At 45.5% G+C, this 26,164-nt stretch carries 22 protein-coding genes and 1 other annotated feature; of the genes, 10 read left to right on the top strand and 12 right to left on the bottom strand.

The genetic code is table 11. From position 1 onward, the window contains the following. Positions 1 to 8 precede the first annotated feature (8 nt). Both OU793_RS21445 and OU793_RS21440 read right to left on the bottom strand, forming a co-directional pair. Complete coding sequence (locus OU793_RS21445) at positions 9 to 1,679, bottom strand: sensor histidine kinase (protein ID WP_020840109.1); 1,671 nt, start codon at positions 1,677 to 1,679, stop codon at positions 9 to 11. A gap of 145 nt (positions 1,680 to 1,824) precedes the next feature. Next, a complete protein-coding gene (locus tag OU793_RS21440; RefSeq protein ID WP_005477897.1) occupies positions 1,825 to 3,309 on the bottom strand; it encodes a carbon starvation protein A in 1,485 nt (494 codons plus the stop codon). Between the two features lie 273 nt (positions 3,310 to 3,582). Here OU793_RS21440 and OU793_RS21435 point away from each other — a divergent pair, with 273 nt between their 5' ends. Continuing rightward, entirely contained in the window at positions 3,583 to 3,924 is a 342-nt protein-coding gene (locus tag OU793_RS21435) for a DUF2799 domain-containing protein (protein WP_005460271.1), read from the top strand. A gap of 139 nt (positions 3,925 to 4,063) precedes the next feature. Further along, positions 4,064 to 4,396 (top strand): hypothetical protein, encoded by a 333-nt coding sequence (locus tag OU793_RS21430; protein ID WP_021450227.1) that lies wholly within the window; start codon positions 4,064 to 4,066, stop codon positions 4,394 to 4,396. Between the two features lie 78 nt (positions 4,397 to 4,474). On the opposite strand, the gene murQ is transcribed toward OU793_RS21430, so the two are convergent. Further along, complete coding sequence (gene murQ, locus OU793_RS21425) at positions 4,475 to 5,401, bottom strand: N-acetylmuramic acid 6-phosphate etherase (RefSeq protein ID WP_140103712.1); 927 nt, start codon at positions 5,399 to 5,401, stop codon at positions 4,475 to 4,477. 36 nt (positions 5,402 to 5,437) lie between these two features. Beyond that, complete coding sequence (locus OU793_RS21420; protein WP_029838816.1) at positions 5,438 to 6,550, bottom strand: anhydro-N-acetylmuramic acid kinase; 1,113 nt, start codon at positions 6,548 to 6,550, stop codon at positions 5,438 to 5,440. Positions 6,551 to 6,649: 99 nt separating this feature from the next. Here OU793_RS21420 and nagZ point away from each other — a divergent pair, with 99 nt between their 5' ends. The 3 genes from nagZ to tyrA all read left to right on the top strand — a co-directional run bounded on the left by nagZ (position 6,650) and on the right by tyrA (position 10,067). Next, complete coding sequence (gene nagZ / locus OU793_RS21415; protein ID WP_005497202.1) at positions 6,650 to 7,633, top strand: beta-N-acetylhexosaminidase; 984 nt, start codon at positions 6,650 to 6,652, stop codon at positions 7,631 to 7,633. Positions 7,634 to 7,840: 207 nt separating this feature from the next. Further along, positions 7,841 to 8,914 (top strand): 3-deoxy-7-phosphoheptulonate synthase, encoded by a 1,074-nt coding sequence (locus tag OU793_RS21410; protein WP_005488320.1) that lies wholly within the window; start codon positions 7,841 to 7,843, stop codon positions 8,912 to 8,914. 25 nt (positions 8,915 to 8,939) lie between these two features. Then, the gene (tyrA, locus tag OU793_RS21405; protein ID WP_020904200.1) at positions 8,940 to 10,067 is read left to right on the top strand and encodes a bifunctional chorismate mutase/prephenate dehydrogenase; all 1,128 of its coding nucleotides are present in this window, start codon (positions 8,940 to 8,942) and stop codon (positions 10,065 to 10,067) included. 62 nt (positions 10,068 to 10,129) lie between these two features. Here the strand turns inward: tyrA and OU793_RS21400 are convergent, their stop codons facing one another. From OU793_RS21400 to ettA, 3 genes are all read right to left on the bottom strand, one after another. Further along, positions 10,130 to 11,131 carry a M23 family metallopeptidase gene (locus tag OU793_RS21400; protein WP_005460275.1) on the bottom strand — a complete coding sequence of 334 codons (1,002 nt, stop codon included), beginning with the start codon at positions 11,129 to 11,131 and terminating at the stop codon, positions 10,130 to 10,132. 28 nt (positions 11,132 to 11,159) lie between these two features. Then, complete coding sequence (locus OU793_RS21395) at positions 11,160 to 11,528, bottom strand: PilZ domain-containing protein (RefSeq protein ID WP_005460291.1); 369 nt, start codon at positions 11,526 to 11,528, stop codon at positions 11,160 to 11,162. Positions 11,529 to 11,831: 303 nt separating this feature from the next. Continuing rightward, on the bottom strand, positions 11,832 to 13,499 hold the full coding sequence (gene ettA, locus OU793_RS21390) for an energy-dependent translational throttle protein EttA (protein WP_005460278.1): 1,668 nt from the start codon (positions 13,497 to 13,499) through the stop codon (positions 11,832 to 11,834). A 363-nt stretch (positions 13,500 to 13,862) separates the two neighbouring features. Between ettA and sltY the strand changes: the two genes are divergently transcribed. After that, positions 13,863 to 15,809 (top strand): murein transglycosylase, encoded by a 1,947-nt coding sequence (gene sltY, locus OU793_RS21385; protein ID WP_140103711.1) that lies wholly within the window; start codon positions 13,863 to 13,865, stop codon positions 15,807 to 15,809. Positions 15,810 to 15,822: 13 nt separating this feature from the next. Further along, positions 15,823 to 16,134 (top strand): trp operon repressor, encoded by a 312-nt coding sequence (gene trpR / locus OU793_RS21380; RefSeq protein ID WP_005497218.1) that lies wholly within the window; start codon positions 15,823 to 15,825, stop codon positions 16,132 to 16,134. Positions 16,135 to 16,182: 48 nt separating this feature from the next. On the opposite strand, the gene yjjX is transcribed toward trpR, so the two are convergent. The 5 genes from yjjX to OU793_RS21355 all read right to left on the bottom strand — a co-directional run bounded on the left by yjjX (position 16,183) and on the right by OU793_RS21355 (position 21,223). Then, the gene (gene yjjX, locus OU793_RS21375) at positions 16,183 to 16,716 is read right to left on the bottom strand and encodes an inosine/xanthosine triphosphatase (protein ID WP_005497220.1); all 534 of its coding nucleotides are present in this window, start codon (positions 16,714 to 16,716) and stop codon (positions 16,183 to 16,185) included. 24 nt (positions 16,717 to 16,740) lie between these two features. Next, a complete protein-coding gene (pheA, locus tag OU793_RS21370; RefSeq protein WP_005468591.1) occupies positions 16,741 to 17,919 on the bottom strand; it encodes a prephenate dehydratase in 1,179 nt (392 codons plus the stop codon). 13 nt (positions 17,920 to 17,932) lie between these two features. Continuing rightward, positions 17,933 to 18,055: a sequence feature (Phe leader region), on the bottom strand. Between the two features lie 107 nt (positions 18,056 to 18,162). Further along, a complete protein-coding gene (gene raiA, locus OU793_RS21365) occupies positions 18,163 to 18,489 on the bottom strand; it encodes a ribosome-associated translation inhibitor RaiA (protein WP_005468590.1) in 327 nt (108 codons plus the stop codon). Positions 18,490 to 18,819: 330 nt separating this feature from the next. After that, positions 18,820 to 20,301 carry a lytic transglycosylase F gene (locus tag OU793_RS21360; protein ID WP_322107826.1) on the bottom strand — a complete coding sequence of 494 codons (1,482 nt, stop codon included), beginning with the start codon at positions 20,299 to 20,301 and terminating at the stop codon, positions 18,820 to 18,822. 193 nt (positions 20,302 to 20,494) lie between these two features. Continuing rightward, a complete protein-coding gene (locus tag OU793_RS21355) occupies positions 20,495 to 21,223 on the bottom strand; it encodes an outer membrane protein assembly factor BamD (RefSeq protein ID WP_020904194.1) in 729 nt (242 codons plus the stop codon). A gap of 136 nt (positions 21,224 to 21,359) precedes the next feature. Here OU793_RS21355 and rluD point away from each other — a divergent pair, with 136 nt between their 5' ends. The 3 genes from rluD (at position 21,360) to clpB (ending at position 25,788) form a co-directional block, all read left to right on the top strand. Continuing rightward, positions 21,360 to 22,337, top strand: a complete 978-nt coding sequence (rluD, locus tag OU793_RS21350) for a 23S rRNA pseudouridine(1911/1915/1917) synthase RluD (RefSeq protein ID WP_005460300.1) — start codon at positions 21,360 to 21,362, stop codon at positions 22,335 to 22,337. A gap of 1 nt (position 22,338) precedes the next feature. Next, a complete protein-coding gene (gene pgeF, locus OU793_RS21345) occupies positions 22,339 to 23,067 on the top strand; it encodes a peptidoglycan editing factor PgeF (protein ID WP_005460314.1) in 729 nt (242 codons plus the stop codon). Positions 23,068 to 23,214: 147 nt separating this feature from the next. Then, positions 23,215 to 25,788 carry an ATP-dependent chaperone ClpB gene (clpB, locus tag OU793_RS21340; protein ID WP_005460310.1) on the top strand — a complete coding sequence of 858 codons (2,574 nt, stop codon included), beginning with the start codon at positions 23,215 to 23,217 and terminating at the stop codon, positions 25,786 to 25,788. Positions 25,789 to 26,164 lie beyond the last annotated feature (376 nt).

The following is a 26,164-nucleotide window of genomic DNA, read 5'->3' as shown; positions in this document are numbered from 1 at the left end:
GATTGGGTTTATGATTTCGGGGGAATGATAAAGCTCATTTTAGTAAATTGATGCGTCACACACGCAATTTTTAGCGCTGAGTCACGCCCAAATTGATTAGTGAGACGTTTGTCTACAATTTCCAAGCCTAAACCTGAGTGGTTGTCTTTTGGTGGCTGGAAACTGCCTGCGTTGTCCTCGACCGTAATCAGGTGTCCTTGAGGGTGCACTTCGCTGTAAATTTTAACTTTTCCACCTTCAAGCATATTGGAGATGCCGTGTTTGATGGCATTTTCCACCAAGGGTTGAAGTGTAAAACTTGGCAGCTTGATATCGAGCAATTTTGGATCGATATCTATTTCTACTTCCAAGCGATCCGTGAAGCGTGCTTTTTCGATACTGAGGTAAGAATTGACGTGTGCAAGCTCTTCTTTCAGTGTCACTGTATTGATGTTCTGCTTTAAGTTGCTGCGGAAAAAGTGCGATAAATTTTGAATTAATTCGCGGGCTTTATCTGGATCGCGGCGCGTAATCGCACTGATGGTATTGAGCGCGTTAAACAAAAAGTGAGGGTTTACCTGCGCGTGCAGCAGTTTGATTTCTGCCTGCGCTAACAGCGCTTGTTGTTGCTGATAATCGCCATACAAAATTTGGCTGGAGAGCAACTGAGCTATCCCTTCTGCCATTGACATGTTGGCGGTTGAGAACAGCTTACGCTTAGGTTCATAGAGTTTGATTGTTCCGATGACCGCTTTACCCGCACGCAATGGAATGATCAACGCCGAACCGAGTTTGCAATCTTTCGCCAAAGAACACTGATACGGACGTTCTGTACCATCAAGGTAGATGATGTCGTTTTTCTCCATCGAATCTAATGTGCTTTGCGATGAAATAGGCGTATTCGGTCTATGGTGGTCATCGCCAATACCGACAAACGCCAAAATCTTCTCTTGGTCAGTAATTGCAACTGCGCCAACCTTGGTTTCTTCGTAAATGATACGAGCGATTTTTTCTGCATTCTCGGTGTTAAAACCGTTGCTCAAAATGCCTACGGATCGATCGGCGATGGTAAGCGCACGGCGTGAAAAGGTAGCGGAGTACTTTTCAAAAATGGTTTTTCTATCTTGTAGGATGCTCATGAAAAGTGCGGCACCGAACGAGTTGGCAATGATCATCGGAGCGGCAATCGCTGACACCAGTTCGTAGGCTTGGTCGAAGGGTTTGGCTACCGCCAACAACAAAATCATCTGCACAACTTCGGCAACAAATGTCACGCTGAACACCACGCTTGGGTTGAACAGCAATGCGCCCTTGTTGCGTTTGATAAGGTAGACATGTAACAAGCCACCAATCACGCCTTCAGCAGTGGTTGAAATAGCACAGGCTAGGTCGGTAAAGCCACCAAGGGAATAACGATGAATCCCGCCGGTTAAGCCGACAGCAAAACCGACTACTGGCCCGCCAAACAACCCGCCCATGACAGCGCCGATGGCACGCGTGTTGGCGATCGCATCATTGATGTGCAGGCCAAAGTACGTCCCGAGGATACAAAAACCAGAAAAGAGCACGTAGCAAATCAAACGATGGCTAAGGCGAGACGAAATACTCAGTAGCGGTAAGATGATGGGTGTTTTACTCAGCATGTAAGCCAAGACTAAGTAAACACACATTTGCTGCAAGAGAGAGATAACCAGTTCCATAGCGAACCTAACCTGAAATTAATGTTGTTATTGTATACCTAAACAACCTCAAGGTTTTATCGGCCTTTAAAGTCATTTAGGTATAAAACAAAAAGAGCCTGCAAACGGCAGGCTCCTTGTCTTAACCAGTCAATATGAGGTTGGCTTACGCAGTTTCTGTTACTGCTTGTGGTTTCTCTTCATCCGCCAGTTCAGATTCGCCTTTACCTTTAGAGGTTTTGATAACGTAACCTGTAACGACTAGGGAGAAGATGACACCCGCGATAGTCGACACTTGCATTGGTAGGCCGAAACCTAGTGAGCTGTTGTTCAGAATGAAAGTTACACACACTGTAGTCATGAACATTGCAGGGATAGTTGTAATCCAGTGCAGTTTGTTGTGACGCAGTAGGTAAGCTGACGCAGTCCACAACATCATTACTGCTGTTGTTTGGTTTGCGAAGCCGAAGTAACGCCAGATGATGCCAAAGTCTACTTGAGTCAACACACCACCGATAACGAATAGCGGCACAGCCATTAGTAGACGGTTACGTAGTGTTTTCTGTTCCATGTTGAAGTATTCAGCAAGGATTAGACGGCTTGAACGGAATGCTGTGTCACCTGATGTGATTGGTAGGATAACCACACCTAGGAAAGCAATGATACCGCCGAATACACCTAGTAGACCAAATGACGCGCTGTATACCACGTTACCAGGACCACCGTTTTTCACTGCTTCAGAAAGCGCTTCTAGAGAGCCGAAGAATGATAGGGCGATAGCACACCAAATTAGAGCGATAACACCTTCACCAATCATTGCCCCGTAGAATACGAAGCGACCGTTTTTCTCGTTTTCCATACAACGCGCCATTAGTGGCGACTGAGTTGCGTGGAAGCCAGAGATTGCACCACAAGCGATAGTGATGAACAGCGCAGGCCATAAAGGCATGTCATTTGGATTTAGGTTAGAGAACATGTCTGTTACTTGGAAATCACCCATCACTGTGTGCTCGCTAGATAGAGCAACCGCAGTCATTAGACCAACCGACATGAAGATAAGTAGTGCGCCAAATAGAGGGTAGAAACGACCGATGATCTTATCTACTGGAACGATTGTCGCGATGATGTAGTAAGCAAAAATAACCACCACCATTGTTGTCATGCTTACGTTTAGGCTGGTTTGATCATTGATTAGGTTTGTGATCATGCCCGCTGGCGCTGATACGAATACCACACCAACAAGAAGCAACAGGACAATGGCAAAGATATTCATAAAGTGTTTTGCGCCATTACCTAGGTAGCGACCAGTAATCGTTGGCACTGATGCACCGCCGTTACGCACTGAAAGCATACCTGAGAAGTAATCGTGTACGGCACCTGCAAAGATACAACCTACAACAATCCAAAGCATTGCGGCTGGGCCGTAAAGTGCACCCATGATTGGGCCAAAGATAGGACCTACACCAGCGATGTTAAGTAGCTGAACTAGGTAAACCTTCTTTGTTGACATTGGAACAAAGTCAACACCATCCGTTTTGGTGTGTGCAGGGGTTTGGCGTTTCTCATTGATGCCGAAAATTTTCTCAACGAAAGCGCCGTAGATGAAGTATCCGCCGATGAGGGCAGCGACACAAGTTAGAAACCACATCATAGCAATTGTCCTTGGTTGGGTAGGGTAATTTTTTAATCTCAGGGTGCATGTTATGCGGCACTTGTGTTAAATGCATTCGCTTAGTAGATGAGTGGTCGAATAGAGTAGCGAGTGGTCGATATACCGATTGAGTGGTTTGTGATGCTCGTGAGTGGCGCGTTTCATCATTAAGTGGTTTTGCGGTTGCGTGAGCGGCGAAATCTGAGTGTTGAGCGGCAGATTCTGAGAATTAGTGATAAGCTTGTTTTGAAAACAATCAGTTAAGGAAGAGTTATGAAAAAAGCGACGTTGGGGTTGGCGCTGGTATTATTGGCTGGGTGTGCTGCAACCACGGAAGATCTCGCCAAATCGGGTGATTGGTATCAGATTGGTTATCAAGATGGCATCGCAGGGCACACTTCTCGTAGTGTAAAAGAGCTGAAAACGTTGGGCACTGCTAACCCTGGTGATTATGACCGTGGCTATTTGGAAGGTGTCGCTGAATATTGCAATCCAGACTTTGCTTATCAAATGGGTCTATCTGGCCAATATTATGAGGGTGTCTGTGAGGGCACTGAGCAAGCGCAAAAATTCCGTATGGAATGGCAACGAGGCTGGAACGAATACAGTAATTAATAAATACAGCAATTAACGCCAAGACTCATTCTGTTTCATAATCAAGACGATAGTTTGGCTTGTTGAACTTCTGACAATTCTATCGGATCGCTTTGGTCTACTTGGCTCATTGAGATTGAGTAATAAGTGATATTGAAATATGAAAAAGTACTTTTTAGTTGCGTTAGTATTACTGCCGCTAACCGCAAGTGCCAGCAATATGCTGAAAGATACGATCAAAGCGAAACGCAAATACGACCATAACAAGCATCAGATTACGAATACGCTCAATAATACCAAGCGGGATATTGAAGATCTCACCAACGGTACTTACGTGCAAAACAAAATGAAACGGGAAGTAAACGAGGCGACAAGCCAGTACACGAATAAAGTGGAACGCGTTAAAAATGCCACTGATCCAGACCAGCTCAAGCGTAAGGTGAATAACGAGTTAAATCGCGAATTTGATGAGTGGTTGTATGACGAGGATTGATGCTTGATGTATCAGCTCCGTCAAAAAGATAAGGTGGCCCATGAGCCACCTTTTACTGTCCAACCTTCTTACATTAGGTCAGTTTGCTTTGTGGCTTTCTACCGCTTTACGCAAGAAGCCGTCTTGATGATGAAGGTGCTGACGTGCGGACTCGATATCAAGATCGGTCAAGATCATTAAGATCGCCAGTTTCACCTCATAATTGGTCTGCTTAAGTACCTCGGTTGCCTCTTCTTTAGTGCACTCCGTCGCCTGCATAACAATGCGAGCAGCACGCGCGACCAATTTGTTGTTGGTCGCTTTCACGTCCACCATCAAGTTTTGGTAGCTCTTACCTAAACGGATCATACTTGCTGTAGTGAGCATGTTGAGCACCAACTTTTGCGCGGTGCCTGATTTTAAGCGAGTGGACCCCGTCAAGGCTTCAGGGCCAACAACGGGACTTATTGCGATATCAGCAATATCTGCGATAGGAGAATCCGGATTGCACGACAACGCAACGGTAGTTGCACCAATCGTATTCGCGTATTCCAAACCGCCAATCACATAAGGTGTACGACCACTGGCTGCTATTCCTACCAGTACATCATTGCTGCTGAAGTCGATATCCTTTAAATCTTGCTCACCAAGTTGAGGTGAATCCTCTGCACCTTCTTTGGCTTTTAGTATCGCTTCTGGGCCACCAGCGATAAGGCCGATCACCATTTTGTCCGATACGCCAAACGTTGGTGGGCATTCCGAGGCATCCAGTATACCTAAACGGCCGCTCGTGCCTGCACCCATATAAATTAAGCGTCCACCCACTTTAAAGGCGTCGGTGATCTTATCGACCGCTTGAGCAATTTCAGGCAGCACTTTTTCAACGGCAAGCGGAACGAGTTTGTCCTGTTGGTTGATGCGCTGAACAATATCGAGAGAAGGCAGCAAGTCGATGTCCATGGTATCTGGATTTCGCCCTTCAGAGACCAAATGGGATAAAGCTGCGATAAGTGCATCGTTCGTCATAATGAATTAAGCCTTTTTGTTTAGGGTCTATTGCCCTTAATTTTTTGAATAGAGCACACCAAGTGAAGCGAGGCGACTTGCCCCTGTGACTTCCGGTAAATTGCTAGGGAGGCCATGAATATGGCGCTGCGCAAGCCAAGCAAACGCCATTGCTTCCATGTAGTCGCCATCAACGCCTTTATCGGTAGTGGTTGTCACATGCCATTGGGGGAGAAGTTCCGCTAAACGTTGCATCAAAAGTGGGTTGCGTGCACCGCCGCCGCAAACCAACAGCTGAGGAGTCTCGCCATACGTGAACTTTGTTACGTCATGCGCAATAGTGATCGCGGTGTATTCGCACAAGGTGCGTTGGACGTCTTCGACGGATACATCGTAATTGGCTAACTGGTGATGTAGCCAATCCATGTTGAACAGTTCACGTCCGGTACTCTTCGGGGCTGACATTGCGAGATAAGGCTCTTTAAGTAAATGAGCCAGCAATGCTTCGTTGACGCTGCCTCGCAGGGCAAGTTGCGCGTCTTTGTCGAAACCGTGACCCGTATGTCGCTCACACCATGCGTCCATCAACATATTGCCCGGCCCTGTATCGTAGCCGTGCACGGGTTGCTGCGGATGCAAAACCGAAATGTTGGCAATGCCGCCGATGTTTAGCACGACCGTTGTGGAATCTTGCATGGCAAAGATGCTTTTGTGAAAAGCGGGAACCAGTGGAGCACCTTGTCCACCCAGCGCCATGTCTTTACGACGAAAATCCGCTACCGTATCAATGTCTGTTTTGACCGCGATAATGTTGGCATCGCCCAATTGAGTGGTAAACGGCAAGTCTCCGGTAGGCTGATGGAACACTGTCTGACCGTGATTACCAATCGCACGAATTTGTTCTGCGACGTAACCAGACTTATTGAGTAGCTGCAGCACGGCATCTGCAAATAGGTGGCCGAGCTGGTGGTCAAGTTCACCGATGGCTTTTAAGTTTGTCGCTTGACCGGTACACACCGATAACAGCATTTCTTTCATCGCCGCTGGCATTGGATAGTCGTCGTGCGCAATTAAGCGAACGTGATTATCTGTAATCTCAACCAGAGCGGTATCAACGCCGTCCATACTGGTTCCAGACATCACACCAATGTACAGTTCGTTAAATTTCATAGCCGATCTCGTCAATTCTTCATTCACTTATTGTAAAGCAAATCTGAAGCGAATAACCTCATCGAATACGAGATATTCAGCCGATTTTGAGGAGAAAAAATGGGACCGTTATGGGTTGACGTTGCGGGTTATGAACTGACCGCAGAAGACAAAGAAATTCTGGAACATCCTACGGTTGGTGGCTTGATCCTATTTACTCGTAACTATCATGATAGTGAACAGCTTCAAGCACTTACTCAATCTATTCGCAAAGCTGTGAAACGCCCATTCCTGATTGGTGTGGATCAAGAGGGCGGGCGAGTACAACGCTTTCGTGAAGGTTTCTCGTTAATCCCTGCCGCCGACGAATACGCCAAACATCACAATGGCGAAGAGCTAGCACGTATGGGCGGTTGGCTAATGGCAGCCGAGTTGATTGCTCACGACATCGATTTAAGCTTTGCACCCGTGCTCGACAAAGGTCATCAATGCAAAGCGATCGGTAACCGTTCATTTGGTGAAGATGCCGATACCATCCTTCGTTATAGCACCGCTTATATGCAGGGTATGAAGAGCGTAGGAATGGCGACGACCGGAAAACACTTCCCAGGTCATGGTGGTGTGATTGCTGACTCACATTTAGAAACGCCATACGACGAGCGCAGCGACATTTTTGAACAAGACATGGCTATCTTCAAAGCGCAAATTGATGCCGGTATTTTAGATGCCATGATGCCTGCTCATGTGATTTTCCCGAACTACGATTCTCAGCCCGCAAGTGGTTCTGAATACTGGTTGAAACACGTTTTACGTCAACAGCTTGGTTTTAAAGGCTTAATTTTCTCCGATGATTTGACGATGGAAGGCGCAGCGATCATGGGCAGCCCAGCCGAGCGTGGGGCTCAAGCCATGAAAGCCGGTTGCGATATGCTATTGATGTGTAATAAGCGTGAAGCACAAGTTGAAGTGTTGGATAACTTGCCTGTTTCAACCGTGCCATTGGCGGATGCACTACTCAAAAAACAGTCGTTTTCTTTAAGCGATCTCAAATTGTCTCATGAGTGGAAAGCGGCGAGTGAAGCGATGAAACGCTTGACCAGCTAAACCTCTTGTAAACTGTTAAAAACACCAATTAGAAGCCAAAGCTCATTAGACTTTGGCTTTTTCTTTGAGTGTAAATTTGTGTTTACATTAAATGTTTTTTATTGTGTACGCTTGTTTTTCTTTTTTAGCCTGTTATCTTGTCGTTAAAGCTTAGTTGTCTCGCCAAGGATTTGGTTGGGTGTAAAAATAAATATACAGGTTTGAATTATGCAAAAAAGTGAATTGAGCAATATAAACATCAGCGATGAACAGGTTCTTATTACGCCAGATGAGCTAAAAGTGAAGCTTCCTCTTAGTGAAAAGGCGCGCCGTTTTATTCAAGAATCTCGCCAAACCATCGCCAACATCATTCACAAAAAAGACCATCGCCTACTTGTCGTATGTGGACCATGCTCTATCCATGACATCGAAGCAGCAAAGGATTACGCGAAGCGTCTAAAAGCTCTTTCTGAACAACTAAGCGACCAACTGTATATTGTAATGCGTGTTTACTTTGAGAAGCCGCGCACCACGGTCGGCTGGAAAGGCCTGATCAATGACCCACACCTAGACGGCAGCTTCGACATTGAACACGGTCTGCATGTAGGACGTGAACTGCTGGTGGAGCTGGCGGAAATGGAAATCCCACTTGCAACCGAAGCACTTGACCCAATTAGCCCACAATACTTAGCCGATACTTTTAGTTGGGCAGCGATCGGCGCACGCACAACAGAATCACAAACACACCGTGAGATGGCTAGTGGTCTTTCGATGCCGATTGGCTTTAAGAACGGCACAGATGGCAGTTTGGCAACCGCAATCAATGCGATGCAGGCAGCCTCTTCTAGCCACCGCTTTATGGGTATCAACCGTGAAGGTCAAGTTGCGTTGCTCACAACCCAAGGTAACCCGAATGGCCACGTGATCCTACGTGGTGGTAAACAGACGAACTACGACTCAGTATCCGTTACGGAATGTGAACAGGAAATGGCGAAATCAGGTCTTGAAGCGTCATTGATGGTGGATTGCAGCCATGCAAACTCACGCAAAGATTACCGTCGTCAGCCATTGGTCGCAGAAGATGTGATTCACCAAATCCGTGAAGGGAACAAGTCGATCATCGGTTTGATGATCGAGAGCCACATCAATGAAGGTAATCAATCTTCTGATCTGGCGTTGGATGAGATGAAATACGGCGTATCTATCACTGACGCTTGTATTAATTGGGAGTCAACTGAGGCACTATTACGTCATGCACACGAAGAGCTGGTGCCTTTCTTAGAAAACCGCCTTAAAGGCTAAAACGGAACTTATTTAAGGAACATCAATGGCAGTTGAACTTAACGCATTGCGCGATCAGATTGATGCAGTCGACAAACAAATGCTTGAGCTTTTGGCTCAGCGTTTAGCGCTGGTAGAAAAAGTTGGGGAAGTAAAAAGCGAACACGGTTTGCCTATTTATGCCCCTGATCGTGAAGCTGCGATGCTGGCGTCTCGCCGAGCAGAAGCTGAGAAAATGGGTGTCCCACCTCAGCTTATCGAAGACATTCTTCGTCGTACCATGCGTGAGTCTTATGCCAGCGAGAAAGATTCCGGTTTTAAGTGTTTGAACCCAGAATTACGCTCAGTGGTCATTATTGGTGGTAATGGCCAGTTAGGCGGTCTGTTTGGCCGCATGTTCAAGCTATCAGGTTACCAAGTGAAAGTTTTGGGTAGCAAAGATTGGGATCGTGCGGATGAGATTCTCAAAGACGCAGGCTTAGTGGTTGTCACCGTACCGATTCACCTGACGGAAGGGGTGATTGAAAAACTGGGCAACTTGCCTCAAGACTGCATTCTGTGTGACCTGACGTCTATCAAGTCAAAGCCGCTGCAAGCGATGTTGAATGTGCACGCTGGGCCTGTGGTTGGTTTACATCCAATGTTTGGCCCTGATGTTCCTAGTCTTGCCAAGCAGGTGATTGTGTACTGTGATGGGCGTGGTAACGAGCAATACCAATGGTTGTTGCAACAGTTTGGTATTTGGGGCGCGAGCTTGTGTCAGATTGATGCGCAAGAGCACGATCATGGCATGACGTTAATCCAAGCGCTGCGCCACTTCACGTCATTTGCTTACGGAATGCACCTTAGCAAAGAGAACCCGAATATTGAGCAACTGTTGAAACTGAGCTCGCCAATTTACCGTCTTGAATTAGCAATGGTGGGGCGTCTGTTTGGTCAGGATCCAAATCTCTACGGTGACATCATTCTCGCATCGCAAGAGAACATCGATATGATCAAGCGTTTCCATCAACGCTTTGGGGAAGCGCTTGCGATTTTAGACAGCAAAGACAAGGCCAAATTTGTAGAAAGTTTTGAGCAGGTGAGTGATTGGTTTGGCCAATACTCTCAGCAATTTATGAACGAGAGCCAAAACTTACTGAAACAGGCGAATGACAATATCCATCGTGGATAATGTTATCCTCTTAAAAGAAAAGAGCAGCTCTAGGCTGCTCTTTCTATTTCAAGCGAATGACATCAGTTAATAATCGTTTCGTTGTTGTCTTCACTGGAAACAGTATTAATCGTTGTGTCGCGGTAGGGTGAGTTAGTTAAGTTGATTTGTAGACGCACTACATTATCAATCAACTGAACTAATGGACCCCATTTCACCATCTTCTCTTTCTCAAACACGTAGTTGAAGTTTTCTGGCGTCCACTCCATTAGTGATTGAGGGTTAAGTGTGCGACCAAGAAATCTCACTTCATAGTGCAAATGTGGGCCGGTTGAATTTCCTGAGTTACCACATTGCGCAATGACATCACCTTTACTAACAAACTGGCCGCTTTTGACATTGAACTTGTTCAAGTGAGCGAAAGAGCTAGAGAAACCAAAAGAGTGACGAAGGGTGAGGTAGTTACCATAACCTTTGTTTCCTGGACGTACGGTTTCAACCACACCGTCTGCAGGAGCGAGGATTTCTTCACCGCGCTTACAGGTCAAATCGATACCGGTATGCACGTGTCTTCTGCCTGAGATAGGATTGATCCGACTGCCGTAAGAAGAAGAGATTCGTTGATACGTCACTGGGCTATCATTCGGAATCAAACGGAACATGGTCGCACGAACCGCAGAATCTATAGCTGCCGCATCAATTCGCTCTTCTAAGGCGAGGTTGTTCTCATCGATAGACAGCTCTTCATCAGCAAGGCCGAGTACCGATTCCACATCAAATACGCGCTTTCCAAGCAGTTGAATCTGGTTGTTCTTGTCCGTCAAAGCTTGAGAGAGTGAGTGGTTGGTATCCAATTGCTCTTCATAGAGCGCTGTGATTTCCGCTTTCTCGCTTTCTAGTTTGGTAATGGTTTGCGCCAGCGTTGTCTGATTATGAATCTGTTGCTGGTTCAAATACCAAGCCCCGCCGACAACGGCAGGTAAAGCGATGATCGAAGTTACTATGGTCAGGACCGAACCGCGGCCCAAATAAAATTGCTGATCACCGTTTTTAGTGGGGATCTGCATGATGATTTTTTTAGACATAATTATTGTTACTTAAATAGGCGTTGATTTATTTTTCCCCTAAATCGGAAAGATGGTCTAACTCTCGATTCAGAAGTTCGTTATTGCCTACATTCAATTCGATAAATCGTTTTAATTGGCTAATGCTTTCAATGCCGATGTTGGTGATCTTGAGCCGTATTTGGTCTTGAGTGACGTCTACGATTTGTGCCGTTAACGTAATCTCTTGTTCAGACTGGTGGAACGAGAAACCGACATCAACCAAAAGTGCAGGATTCAATGTATCTAAGCCTTCGGCTTGTAAGAGCAAACCATGTAAGGAAAGATCTTGAATCGTAGCGTTAAGTCTCAAATCACGTTGTTCTAACTGAGCTGGAGCTTGGTAGATGATGCGTGAAAAGCGTCTTTTCTCCGTCATGTTGCGCTCTCTAAGGCATTTAAACAGATTGAATAGTATATCAAGAAGAACAAAAAGTGTTCGAATGTTGTTTAAAAACTGTCGAGAACGCTACAGAGTTACGTAAGTACACGGTCATGTTTTTCACTGACCCAATGACTCTCAAATCATCAAATACCTTAATAACGCCAATCAAAATGGCCCAGAAAGGCGCTTTTAACTGGCTGGGGTATACGACAAAGGCCGCTATGATAGCGGCCTTTGTATAAATTACCAACAGACTTTCCAGAAAGCGTAAGTTTCGGTGTCAGTCTGTCGTAATCATTATTTCGCAATACGTTTGTATTTGATACGGTGCGGCTCTGCAGCTTCAGGGCCCAACGTTTTCTTCAACCAATCCATGTACTCAGTGTAGTTACCTTCGTAGAAGTTAACTTGGCCTTCGTCACGGTAGTCGATGATGTGCGTTGCAATACGGTCTAGGAACCAACGGTCGTGCGAGATAACCATTGCACAGCCCGGGAACTCTAGTAGTGCTTCTTCTAAAGCACGTAGCGTTTCAACGTCAAGGTCGTTGGTTGGTTCGTCGAGTAGTAGTACGTTACCGCCCGCTTTAAGCAGTTTTGCTAGGTGTACACGGTTACGTTCACCGCCAGATAGCTCGCCAATCACTTTCTGTTGGTCTGAGCCTTTGAAGTTGAAACGTGAACAGTACGCACGCGCAGGGATTTCAAAGTTGTTGATCTTGATGATGTCAGCGCCTTCAGAAATCTCTTGGAATACCGTGTTCTTATCGTTCATTGAATCACGGAACTGCTCAACAGATGCGAGTTTCACTGTGTCACCCATCTCAATGGTACCTGAGTCAGGTTGTTCAGTGCCGCTTAGCATCTTGAATAGCGTTGATTTACCCGCGCCGTTGGCACCGATGATACCCACGATCGCACCTTTAGGCATGTTGAACGATAGGTCATCAATCAGAACGCGACCGTCAAACGACTTAGTCAGGTTCTTCACTTCAATCACTTTGTCACCTAGACGCTCACCTGGTGGGATGAACAGCTCGTTGGTTTCGTTACGTTTTTGGTGCTCAGTGTTTTGTAGCTCTTCAAAGCGCGCCATACGTGCTTTAGATTTTGCTTGGCGACCTTTAGGGTTTTTACGTACCCATTCAAGTTCTTTCTCGATGGTCTTTTGGCGAGCGCTTTCTTGTGATGCTTCTTGTTGTAGACGTGCATCTTTCTGCTCTAGCCAAGAGGTGTAGTTACCTTCCCATGGAATACCTTCACCACGGTCAAGCTCAAGAATCCAACCTGCTGCGTTGTCTAGGAAGTAACGGTCGTGGGTGATCGCCACAACAGTGCCAGAGTAATCCACTAGGAAGCGTTCTAGCCATGCAACCGACTCTGCATCCAAGTGGTTGGTTGGTTCGTCGAGTAGTAGCATGTCTGGTTTCGATAGAAGCAGACGACAAATTGCTACACGGCGACGTTCACCACCAGATAGGTGAGCGATTTTTTGGTCCCATTCAGGTAGACGAAGTGCATCTGCCGCACGCTCTAGCGTGTTTTCTAGGTTGTGGCCGTCTTTTGCTTGGATCAAAGCTTCTAGTTCACCTTGCTCTTTCGCTAGGGCATCAAAGTCTGCATCTGGTTCTGCGTATGCAGCGTACACAGCATCAAGACGTTTCAGTGCGTCAGCAACGTCAGCAACTGCTTCTTCAACGACTTCACGAACGGTTTTCGATTCATCGAGTACTGGTTCTTGCGGTAGGTAGCCAACGTTTAGGCCCGGTTGTGGACGTGCTTCACCGTCGATATCCGTGTCGATACCAGCCATGATACGTAGCAGGGTAGATTTACCTGCACCGTTCAGACCTAAAACACCGATTTTCGCACCAGGGAAGAAGCTCAGAGAGATGTCTTTAAGAATTTGACGCTTAGGTGGCACAATTTTGCTCACCCGCGACATGGTATATACGTATTCAGCCATTGCCGATCGTTCCTAAATTAACAGTCATTCAAACCCACTATTTTATACCAACTCCCTTTGTTTTGTTACCGGATTGCAAGAATTTCCCTATGGATGAGATTTCTTATTTTCAGCTGACCGGAAACTTACACGGTTAGGGTATACACTTTTGTTATTCGCTTTGATTTTAGGAGCGTCTGCATTGCTTATTGGGAACATCATGCCTCTATTGTCTTAAAAGTTTCACGAGTACAAATTTTAATACACCAAGTTGTTTTACAGTGATAGCCGCATTCCAAACGAATGAATGCATGGATTCAAAGCGCCTTCAAAACACTGAACTCTAAGAAAACTAGGCTTTGGGGCAGTAAATGTCTGGGGAAAATGACACAAATGAGATTCAACGTATCTGAATTGGCTAAAAACGTGTGTTATGCCGCTGCGTTATGTGCAGTGAGCATGACGGCAAACGCGTCGCTCAGCTTAGAAAAGCAGCGCGAAGTATATGAACAAGCTCAAGATTTATTAGATAAGAATGACATTGACGGATACTTATCTATTCGTCCAAAAATTGCTGAGTATCCACTGACTCCTTATGTGGATTACCGAACGTTCATCAGGCAGCTATCCATGAAATCACCACAACAAGTGGATGCTTTCATTAATGAGCATGAGGCGTTCCCGTTCTCACGTCGCATTCGTGCGCCTTATCTCGATAACTTGTACAAACAGAAAGATTGGAAAACCATCACTGAGTTTCAAAAAGTCATTCCAAGTGGTGAGCGTTATCAGTGTATTTTTTACGTTGCTCAGTTAAAACAAGGCAAACAAGTTGCTGCGTTTAAAGGCGCAGAAGATATGTGGCTAAGCGGTTCTAGCATCGCGAGTGAGTGTGACCCGTTATTTAATGCTTGGGATAAAGCGGGTGGACGTACAGACGATTTGATTCTGCAACGCATGTTGTTGGCGTTTGATGCTCGTAACGGTAGTTTGATGGCTTATTTGCAAAAGCTGCCAAGCTCTGCAAAAGCGAAACAACAAGCGCAAGAAATGAAAGCGTTGTTTGATAAACCTGCGACGGTGGCTGAGTTTGCTAAGAAAAAGCCAGCCAATGACTTTTATCGTGCTCAGAGTGAATATGCGTTAGAAAAGCTAGCTCGCATGGATGTCAATCAAGCTCAAAAAGCGTATGCGCAAGTCGTGAAAGGACAAAAATTCTCAGCAGAAAAAGCCCAAGCACTTGCGGACTACATTGCGATTCGTCTGATTCGTACTGAATCCGATTCACTAGCCAAATGGCGAGATGATAAGACGAAAACCAGTAAAAATGTCGCTTTGATCGAAAATCGTATCCGTCTAGCAATTCAAAATGCAGATTGGAAAGGTGTTCAACAATGGATTGCTGTACTCAACAAAGATGAGCAAGCCTCGCTTCGCTGGCAATATTGGTTAGGTCGAAGTGAGATTGCGCTGGGTGATGATATTGCAGGCAAACAGCGATTGGCGACCTTAGTTGGTCAGCGCAATTTCTACAGCGTAGCTGCGGCGAATGCGATTGGTCAGTCAATCAAATATCCATCTCATCGTATTAAGCTCGATACTAAGGTTATTCACCCGTATCAAAACTCTCTCACTCGTATTGAAGAGTTGATTGCGACAGATAAAATTGCGGCAGCGAAAAGTGAGTGGGCGCATTTGCTGAGTCGCGTAGGTAAAGATGAAAAGGCGATGTTGGCGGCGTATGCCTCATCCAAGAATTGGCATCACCTAACCGTCACAGCCAGTATCCAAGCGCAAATGTGGGACAACATTGAACTGCGATTCCCAATTGCGCACCGCTGGTGGTTCAACTTTTATGCGAAGAAGCATGACATCGACCCGATTACGATGATGTCGTTAGCCAGACAAGAAAGTGCATTGGATTCAGAGGCGCGTTCTCCGGTAGGGGCTCGCGGTATCATGCAAATCATGCCAGCGACTGCGAAGTACACGGCACGTAAATACAAGCTGACTTATCAAGGTAGCGATGATTTATACAACGTCGGCAAAAACATCGAGATTGGCAGCCATTATCTGCAAGGTTTGCTAGAGGATTACGATAATAATCGTATTTTTGCGCTCGCCGCTTATAATGCTGGCCCTAACCGAGTAAAAACGTGGCGAGAGCGAACCCAAGGCAAAGTGGACGCATACGCCTTTATTGAGGCGATTCCATTTAACGAAACTCGTGGGTATGTGCAAAACATTTTGATGTTTGAAACCTACTATCGTGATCTTTTGGGTATCGACGGCGCGTTCTTGAATCAACACGAGATCAATACCAAGTATTGAGTGAGGTAACTTGATGTCACACGAACCCGAGTACAGAGACTGGCAACAGATTGTCGAGCTAATCCGATCCAGCGTGGATAGCCAGCAACATGAGATGTTGTTAACCATGCTGATGACACCTGATGAGAGGGAATCATTAACTGCACGCGTTAACATTCTTAATGAGCTTCTCAAAGGGGAATTATCTCAACGTCAGATCAGTCAGATGCTTGGTGTTGGCATTGCCACGATCACTCGTGGCTCAAATGAGTTGAAGTCGAAATCCGAGGCGGAAAAAGACAAGCTGAAACTCTTACTAGAGCAAGTGGCTCAAGTCGCGAAGTAACAGAAAAGGGCGGAAATATCCGCCCTTTTTCGTATCTGGTAATTCGAATTAAAGATTGGCAGGGAAGTGGTCTGGATTCGTAAATGGAATCAGCGCCAGAATTAACGCTTGATGATACACTGAGCTACGAGTTAATTGGTTTTGGGTCAGCAAGCTGATTGCGCCGCCCTTCTGTTTGACGTTTTCGGTGCCAAACACTTTGTCCATCACATCACCAAGTTCATTAGCATCTGCAAGTTGAGCTAATACTTCTGGCGGCAACATCAAACTGGCTGAGCGAGATTCTCCACGATGGGTATCTGATTCAATCACCATCCACGCAAACGTCACATTGCCTTCAATTCCAGCTTCTAAGCCAACATAAAAGTCTGCGGTTGGCATTTCCACTTTGGCATTTTTAACTCGATTGAGTGCGCCGCGATGGGTCTCTTCGTTAGTCATCGGCTGATCGGCGACTTCACTCGGAACGCTGATGCCGACAAACTCAAAAGCTTGTTGAGGGAATGCGCTTTGAAATGCACTCTTTACCGCATTGATTTTTGCAGGGTTTAGAGAGGCGATAACGACTTTTTGGGTTGCCATGATCTTTTTACTCATCGATGTCTATTAGCTCAATTTTACTTGCGTTGGTTTGATGTTTTCGCTTGGATAACAACCCAGTACTTTCAAGTGTTTAGTGATTTTTGTTAGCTCTTGCAATGCTTGCTGCATTTCGGTTGAGCCTAGGTGCGCTTCTAGATCAACGTAGAACATTTCTTCCCACGGATTACCCATGATTGGACGCGATTCTAACTTAGTCATATTGATGCCGTAGCGTTGCAGTACCAGTAGAGTTTCAACCAATGAGCCCGCTTCCTGGGAGGTCGACATAATCAACGTCGTTTTGGCTGGAATTTGTGTTGAGACTTCAACTGGTTTACGCGCGACGACAATAAAGCGTGTGTGGTTTTCGGTTTGGTTTGCGATGTTGCCTTGGATCGCTTGCAGGCCGTACAACTTACCACTTGAAGCATTACCAATTGCGGCCACATCATCACGATTCATCTCTTGGACTTTTTGCATCGCGTCTGCTGTGCTTGCGCAAGACTCAAGTTTCACGCCTTTCATACGGCTTAAGAATTCGCTGCACTGTTGGTGCGGTTGCGGATGCGAGTACAGTGTTTTGATGTCTTCGAGTCGAATGTCTTTCGTTGCAACTAAGCAGTGCTCGATAGGTTGAGTCAGCTCACCAACAATATACAGCGTGGTGTGTTGCAGTAGGTCATATACTTCATTGATCGAGCCCGAGCTGGTGTTTTCGATGGGCAGCACACCGTAATCAGCATGGCCTGATTCCACCGTTCGAGTCACTTCTTTGAAATGCTCACAATTTAGCTCGATAAGCTCGGTATTTTTACGACTGAAATATTCGCGGCTTGCCAAGTGCGAGTAAGAACCTTTGGCTCCCAAGAAAGCGACGCGTGCAAGTGGCTTGCGGCTTTGTTGTGGGTTCACAAGGTTTTGCAGATAACCTTGTTGAAGTAAGACCGAATCTTCAATGATGGTGTGGAAAAGTTTGGTGATGTACTGAGCGTCGAGTTCGTATTTGTCTCGGCCGTTGGAAATCAGCTTAACCAACAGTTGTTGTTCTCGAACGGCATCACGAACTGGTTTTGAGGTTTGTACTTTGCTTTTGGCTACTTCAATGCTGAGTTTACGGCGTTCAGACAGCAAGCTAAGGAGCTGGTCATCGAGCTCATTCAAGCGTAAACGAATTTCTTCAAGGGAAATAGGTTGGTCAGTCATCAATTCTTTCCTTATAAAAAAAGCCTCCCGAGTGGGGAGGCTTTCTGTTTGTTTTTGACTTTTCTTTCACAAACGAGTTAGCCCCTCCAACTATGGAAGGAAAAAGAAGTCAAAAATAAACAGTGAGGTTAAGTGCATAAATAGTGCTTAATTTATGAGTGTTTAAACACAATAAGCAAGCAGGCGGGGAGCGTCAAGCAAAAAAATAGCGCCTTTCGGCGCTACTTCCTCAATCTGGTCGGTTTACTCTTCTTCTTCCACTAGCTCAGGCTTATTGGCACGACGAGCTTCAGGTTTGTGGGTCAGCTTATTCAGTTGTCGTTCTAGTTTTTGCTCCACTTCATTGATAGCTGCGTAAAGATCTTCGTGAGTTGCTGAGGCGACAAGTTGGCCTTTAGGAACTTTAATTACCGCTTCGAATTTCTTCTGTTTATTCGGTTCCTCACTGAAAGTTGCTTGGCATCCAATAATGTCGACTTGCCATTTCTCCAGTTTTTTAAACTTGCTCTCAATATGAGCACGGATTGCAGAGGTGATTTCGATGTTTTTGCCAGTGATATTCATTGTCATAAGTGTTTTTCCTCTGTTGCATCCCTCATGGGTTGAGTTCAGATTACCGCTTTAAGGATAAAAGAATGTGATTTAGATCACTTTTTAAATTGTGTTTTTGATGATGAAAAATGAATGTGATCTCACTCAAGATCTGTTGAGATTTATCGCAAAATTGCTTGTTATCGGTTAGCAAATCATTAGATTGGATAGAGTACTCAGCTGAAAACTCCTTCGTTTTTAGGGACGTTGTTCAGCCTGTTTTTTAGAGTGGTTAAATTTTAACTAGAATGAAAATGTGACATTAATCACTCTGCAATTTCAAAGTACACTGAATAATAAAAATGCCGCTTAATTAACAAGCGGCATTTTTATATCTGGCGTTTGAGTGATTTTCCTTATTGGTGTCATAAAGACTGGGTCATCAGGAATCAGCAGCACATTTTCTAGTGTTTTGGCGAGGTCTAAACTCTCTAGTTGCTTATAGATGACGTAGTAACGGTTCACGCTGGTCACATAACTGACCGTTGAGCTGAGGCTTTTTCGCATGACCACTTCGACATTATTAAACCAAACGTTAGGGTCGTAGCCTTGCTGTGCGGCTCGCTTGCGCATTTTCTCGACATTACCTGGGCCTGCATTGTAAGCCGCCAAGGTAAAGTAAATTTTGTTCTCAGCCGTAATGGCCTTATCGCCAAAGTACTGCCGACGTAAAAACGCTAAGTATTTCGCTCCTGCGTGGATGTTGTTTTCGAGTTGTCGAACATTTTTGATGTTGATGTTTGGATCGCGCGCTGTGCTCGGTAAGACTTGCATTATGCCCACAGCGCCTCTTGTGCCGACTAAGTTGTTATTAAATCCGGACTCTTTATACGCAACCGCCGCAATCAGCAAATAATCCAAGTCATATTTCTCCCCGTAGCGCGAAAACAGCGCCGACAGTTTTTCTAGCTGGGCAATTTTCTTAGGGTTAAGTGCCTTATTGAGCCAATTGGTATTGTCGATGTATTTGCTATATATGACGTTTCCAAGGAGTGTGCCTGAGCGAGATTTTTGGATGAATTTGTTCACCACTGCTTTGAGTTGAGGACTGTTTTGTCGCATGACCCAAGCGATGTTGCCGTTTTTGCGAAGAGGGACTTTCTTATGCGCTTTGATGTCATCCATCGCATTGAGCCAAAGTTTGGCTTTGTGGCTATCTAAAACGATGGCTTTGATATAGCCATTGTTGAGCATGCCGACGAGTTCGTAATCTTGTAGAGTCTCCTCGATGAAGTGCACGATAATTGGCGGTAAGCCTTTCTTGTTCAGTGTTTTGTTGACGGCTTGAATACTTTCAAAGTAGCTGGAACTGGCACGTACCCAAATCTCCTTACCGCTCAACTGCTCAAGTTTAGTGATGGTTGGAGTATTTTTGTTGGTGATCACCCACTCTTCGATGCCGGATAAGATTGGGGTACTGAAGTCGACTTTTTGTTTGCGGGCCTCTGTGATCGTCAAGTTTGCCACCACTAAATCACCAGAGCCGTTTTCGAGAGAAGGGAGCAATTGGTCTCGCGCTAGAGGGATGATTTGTACGTTCAGTTTGGGTTTTATTTTGCGTAAATCTTTTTCAAAGTGAGCCAGCAGCTCTGCGCCAATCCCTTTTGGTGTTCCTCCTTCGATATAGTAGAAGCCTAAATCGGCAGAGACTAAAACGCGCAATACGTTTTTCTCTTTGATGACATCTAAGTCACCCGTGTACGGAGGCTGTTTTAATGGTGAGATTTCCAAAGCGTAAACGGACGCCGACAACAGAAAGAACAGCATTGCCCAAAACTTAGATATGGTCACGTTCACGTCCAGTTTAATGGTGGAGTAGAACTCTAAGCATAAGTTGTGCTCAAAAAATCATCAAGATTGTTCAAAGAGAAGGAATTGGTGGTAGAAAACAAAACCGCCACAGTTTGAGCTGTGGCGGTAGGCGTTTGAAGGAATTGGTGGTAGAAAACAAAACCGCCACAGTTTGAGCTGTGGCGGTAGGCGTTTATTTGACAGGATTTAGCTTAATGAGCGCTTCTGTTCTTGCAACGGCATCTTCTAGTTGCAGCTGCTTGTAGGCTTCCAGCTGAATTTCTAACGATTTGCGAGCTGCTTCTGTATCAGGGAATGATTTTTGAAGCTCTTGGCTACGGTTAATGGCAGCAATCCATGCTTCACGGCGAAGGTAAAAATCAGCGGTAGCTAAATCGTAATTCGCCAAGCGGTTTTTTAAGGCCACCATGCGTTTTTGTGCATCTTCCGCATATGGGCTGTTTGGATAACGTTGAAGCAGCTTCTTAAAGTCATCAAATGCTTTTTTCACGGGCTCTGGGTCGCGGTCGCTACGATCGATGTTAAACAGGTCGTGCATAAAGTTACGATCTTGAGCCATGTGGCTCAGGCCACGCATGTAAAGTACCCAGTCCATTTTTTCATGAGTCGGGTTTAGGCGCATAAAGCGAGAGATGGTTGCTAAGCCTAACGCTAGGTCGTCGTTTTTGTAGTATGCGTAAATAAGGTCAAGTTGCACCTGTTCAGAGTAGGCACCAAATGGGTAACGTGAGTCTAACGCTTCCAGTTTCTCAATCGCAGAAAGCCAGTTGCCACTTTGAAGTGAGACTTGTGCGTCTGCATACAGTTCCGAAGGTGGCACATCAGGAACGATTTCTTCTTTGCTTGCACATCCAAACAGAAGAGATACCGCTAAAAGGCCTGTTAAAGTCTGACGTTTCATATCAGGAGTCTGTTCCTTGAATCTAAATATTTCTTAAGCTGCCGTTACTTTCTTTCCAGTAACAGATACAATGACGTAATAGTCTATTTTTCCACAGTCGTGAGCATTAGTCTCACAGTTTTTAAAAAAGTTCGATATGGCTCAGCAGATTGTATTAACAAATACCGTAAAAGATAGCCAGTTAGGTCAACGTTTAGACCAAGCTATCGCCGAATTGTTCGCTGACTTCTCTCGTTCGCGCCTGAAAGAATGGTTGCTGGACGGGAAAGTTCAAGTGAATGGTGAAGTTGTCACTAAACCTCGCACCAAAGTTATGGGTGGCGAGGAAATTACTTTGCAAGCCGAGCTGGAAGATGAAGAACGCTGGGAAGCGCAAGACATCCCACTAGATATCGTCTACGAAGATGATGACATCATCGTAATCAATAAGCCTCGTGACTTCGTCGTTCACCCTGGTGCTGGTACACCAGATGGTACCGTGCTGAATGCATTGCTACATCATTACCCAGACATCGCAGAAGTACCGCGAGCGGGCATCGTGCATCGTCTTGATAAAGACACCACAGGTCTGATGGTTGTGGCGAAAACCGTTCCAGCGCAAACTCGTTTGGTTCGTGCCCTGCAAAAACGCAACATCACGCGTGAGTACGAAGCGATTGCAATCGGTCGTATGACAGCGGGTGGTAAAGTGGATCAACCAATTGGTCGCCACTCGACTAAACGCACACTCATGGCTGTAGCTCCTTTGGGTAAACCTGCGGTAACGCACTACCGTGTAGCAGAACACTTCCGTGAGCACACGCGTATCCGTCTGCGTTTGGAAACGGGTCGTACTCACCAAATCCGTGTTCATATGTCTTACCTACAGCATCCTCTGTTAGGTGATACTGCCTACGGTGGTCGTGCTCGTATTCCTACTGGTGCATCGCAGGAACTGACGGACATGATTCGTGGTTTCGATCGTCAGGCGCTACACGCCGTAATGCTTCGTTTTGAACACCCGATAACTGGTGAAGAACTGGAATTCCATGCTCCAGTGCCAGACGATATGGTGGCTATGACAGAAGCGCTGCGTAAAGACACTGAAGAATACGGTCTACCGGACGAGTTTTAAGATGAAGGCAATCATTCCTAACTGGTCTGCACCTAAAAATGTCAAAGCCTTTGCTTCTACGCGAGTTGGTGGCTTTTCGACAGGCTCTTATCAAGGGTTAAATCTCGGTGCACACGTTGGGGATGATGCTTCTATCGTAGCGAAGAATCGTCATTGGTTGGCGCAGCAAGCGAATATGCCAAGTGCGCCAATTTGGTTAAACCAAACTCATTCTACTGTCGTTGCCCATGCGAATGCTCCTACGTCAATAGTGCTTGATGCTGATGGCGTCTTCACATCGGCGAGTAATGTTGTGTGTTCTGCCATGACCGCTGATTGTTTGCCTATACTGCTGACGAATACTCAAGGTACTCAAGTAGCAGCTGTTCATGCTGGTTGGCGTGGTTTGGCAAATGGTATCGTTGAAAATGCTCTCGCATTATTTTCGGGTGATGTGATGGCATGGTTAGGGCCTGCTATTGGTCCACAGGCGTTTGAAGTGGGCGAAGATGTTCTACAAGCGTTTGTCGATTTTGACTCAAAAGCTCAGCGCGCATTTACCCCTCGTAATGTGGAAGGTAAATGGCTTGCCAACATGTCGCAATTAGCGACGCAGCGTCTCAACAGGGCTGGCGTCTCGCAAGTTTTCGATTCCGGTTTGTGTACTTACCAAGATAAAGAGTCCTTTTATTCTTACCGCCGAGATGGTGTGACAGGGAGACAAGCTACGTTTATCTGGATTGAAGAGTAAGCCCCATAAAGCTCAAAAGAGCTGAGATGCATAGTTCTATTTTTGCAAAGCTATCTTTATTTATTCACTCCCTTGAAATTCCCCCACTGAGTATCCATCTTTCTACTGTCAAAAGAATTCTCTTTAATCGAGGTTAGGAAGGTCGATATGCGTCTTGATAGATTTACCAGTAAGTTTCAAATCGCTATCTCTGATGCTCAATCACTAGCGTTAGGGCGCGATCATCAGTACATCGAGCCAGTTCACTTAATGGTGGCTTTGCTTGATCAAAATGGCAGTCCAATTCGTCCATTGCTGACAATGCTGGACGTGGATGTAACTCATCTCCGCTCAAAGCTGGGCGAAATGCTTGATCGATTACCAAAGGTGAGTGGCATCGGTGGTGATGTGCAGCTTTCTAGCTCGATGGGGACTTTGTTCAATCTGTGTGACAAAGTGGCTCAAAAGCGTCAAGACTCCTACATCTCGTCCGAAGTCTTCTTGCTTGCGGCATTAGAAGATCGTGGTCCTTTAGGGCAACTACTTAAAGAAGTAGGGCTGACCGAGCAAAAAGTGAGTCAAGCGATTGAAAAGATCAGAGGTGGTCAAAAGGTCAATGATCCAAATGCTGAAGAGCTACGTCAGGCTCTTGAAAAATTCACCATCGATTTAACTGAGCGAGCTGAGCAGGGCAAATTGGATCCTGTAATTGGTCGAGATGATGAAATTCGTCGCACGATTCAAGTATTGCAACGTCGCACTAAAAACAACCCAGTGATCATCGGTGAGCCTGGTGTGGGTAAAACCGCAATTGTGGAAGGCTTGGCGCAGCGAATCGTTAATAACGAAGTGCCTGAAGGTCTACGCGGTCGCCGTGTTCTATCACTGGATATGGGCGCACTTGTTGCTGGCGCGAAATACCGTGGTGAATTTGAAGAGCGTTTAAAATCAGTATTGAATGAACTTGCTAAAGAAGAAGGCAACGTCATCCTCTTCATTGATGAACTACACACTATGGTCGGCGCTGGTAAAGGTGAAGGCTCAATGGATGCGGGCAACATGCTCAAACCAGCATTGGCTCGCGGCGAACTTCACTGTGTTGGTGCAACAACATTGGATGAGTACCGTCAATACATCGAAAAGGATGCTGCATTAGAACGTCGTTTCCAAAAAGTGCTGGTGGATGAGCCGACAGTAGAAGATACGGTAGCTATTCTTCGTGGTCTGAAAGAGCGTTATGAACTTCATCACCATGTAGAAATTACTGACCCAGCGATTGTTGCAGCGGCAAGTTTGTCGCACCGTTATATTTCGGACCGTCAGTTGCCAGATAAAGCCATTGACTTGATCGATGAAGCGGCTTCAAGCATTCGTCTACAAATCGATTCAAAACCAGAATCATTAGATAAGCTTGAGCGTAAAATCATCCAACTAAAAATTGAGCAACAAGCACTAAGTAACGAGCACGATGAAGCGAGTGAAAAGCGTCTGCAAGCATTGAATGATGAGTTGAATGAGAAAGAACGCGAATACGCAGAGTTAGAAGAAGTTTGGAATACAGAAAAAGCCGCACTTTCTGGTACTCAGCATATTAAATCTGAACTAGAGCAAGCTCGCATGGACATGGAGTTTGCGCGTCGGGCTGGTGATCTAAACCGAATGTCTGAGCTTCAATACGGTCGTATTCCGGAATTAGAGAAGCAACTAGATTTGGCGACTCAGGCTGAAATGCAAGAAATGACGCTGCTTCGTAACAAAGTAACAGATAACGAAATCGCAGAAGTGCTTTCTAAACAAACGGGCATTCCAGTATCTAAGATGTTAGAAGCGGAGAAAGAGAAACTACTTCGCATGGAAGATGTGCTTCACAATCGTGTTGTAGGGCAAAGCGAAGCAGTTGCAGTGGTATCGAATGCGATTCGTCGTAGCCGAGCTGGGCTTTCTGATCCAAACCGACCAATTGGTTCCTTCTTATTCTTAGGTCCAACTGGTGTCGGTAAAACGGAATTATGTAAGACACTTGCGAGCTTCATGTTCGACAGTGAAGATGCAATGGTACGTATCGACATGTCGGAGTTCATGGAGAAACACTCAGTAGCAAGATTAGTGGGTGCGCCTCCAGGTTACGTTGGTTACGAAGAGGGGGGGTATCTAACTGAAGCGGTTCGTCGAAAACCATACTCAGTGATCTTGTTGGATGAAGTAGAAAAAGCACATCCAGATGTGTTCAATATTCTTCTGCAGGTGCTTGATGATGGCCGACTCACTGATGGACAAGGTCGTACGGTTGATTTTCGTAACACCGTCGTGATCATGACATCAAACTTGGGTTCCTCTCGAATCCAAGAGAACTTCGCCACATTGGACTATCAAGGTATCAAGAGTGAAGTGATGGATGTGGTTAGTAAACACTTCCGCCCAGAGTTCTTGAACCGTGTTGACGAAATAGTGGTATTCCACCCACTTGGTCAAGAGCACATTAAGTCCATTGCTTCTATTCAATTAGAACGCTTGGCAAAACGACTAGAAGAAAAAGGGTATCAATTGGAGGTGTCTGATAAAGCACTCGACTTGATCGCCCAAGTCGGTTTCGACCCAGTATACGGTGCACGTCCTTTAAAACGTGCAATTCAACAGAATGTCGAGAACCCATTAGCTAAATCCATTCTTGCTGGTGAAATAGTTCCAGACAAGAAAGTGCAGCTAATCGTTACTAATGACCAAATTCTCGCTCATCAGTAATTGCACTGACACAAAAAAGTGAGATTAAAGTCACACTTAAGGGGCTTTCGGGCCCCTTTTTTATGCGCTTTTAGTCCGTTTTGGATGTTTTCTATACGAACGAACTGAAAAGGAGAGTTTTTTTGAAAAATAGGCTTGTGTTCCTCAATGAACTCCCTATAATGCGCCTCCGTTGTCAAGGGAAAGCTAGTTAAGCGAAGCCTAGTCAACAAGGTCAGTGAGTTAAGAATTAATTCGCAGATAAATAACTTAAAAAAGTGTTTGACACGATAAGTTATCTAGCTAAAATGGCCGTCCACTTTGAAGAGAACTTCAAAGTGTGCTCTTTAAAAATAAGAACCTATCAATCTGTGTGGGCACTCGTTGATGATAATCC

This window comes from Vibrio sp. VP6 (genome assembly GCF_028823755.1).
GTDB lineage: Bacteria > Pseudomonadota > Gammaproteobacteria > Enterobacterales > Vibrionaceae > Vibrio > Vibrio parahaemolyticus.
The sequence above is the reverse complement of the archived record's forward strand: the minus strand, read 5'-3'. Positions and strand labels throughout refer to the sequence as shown.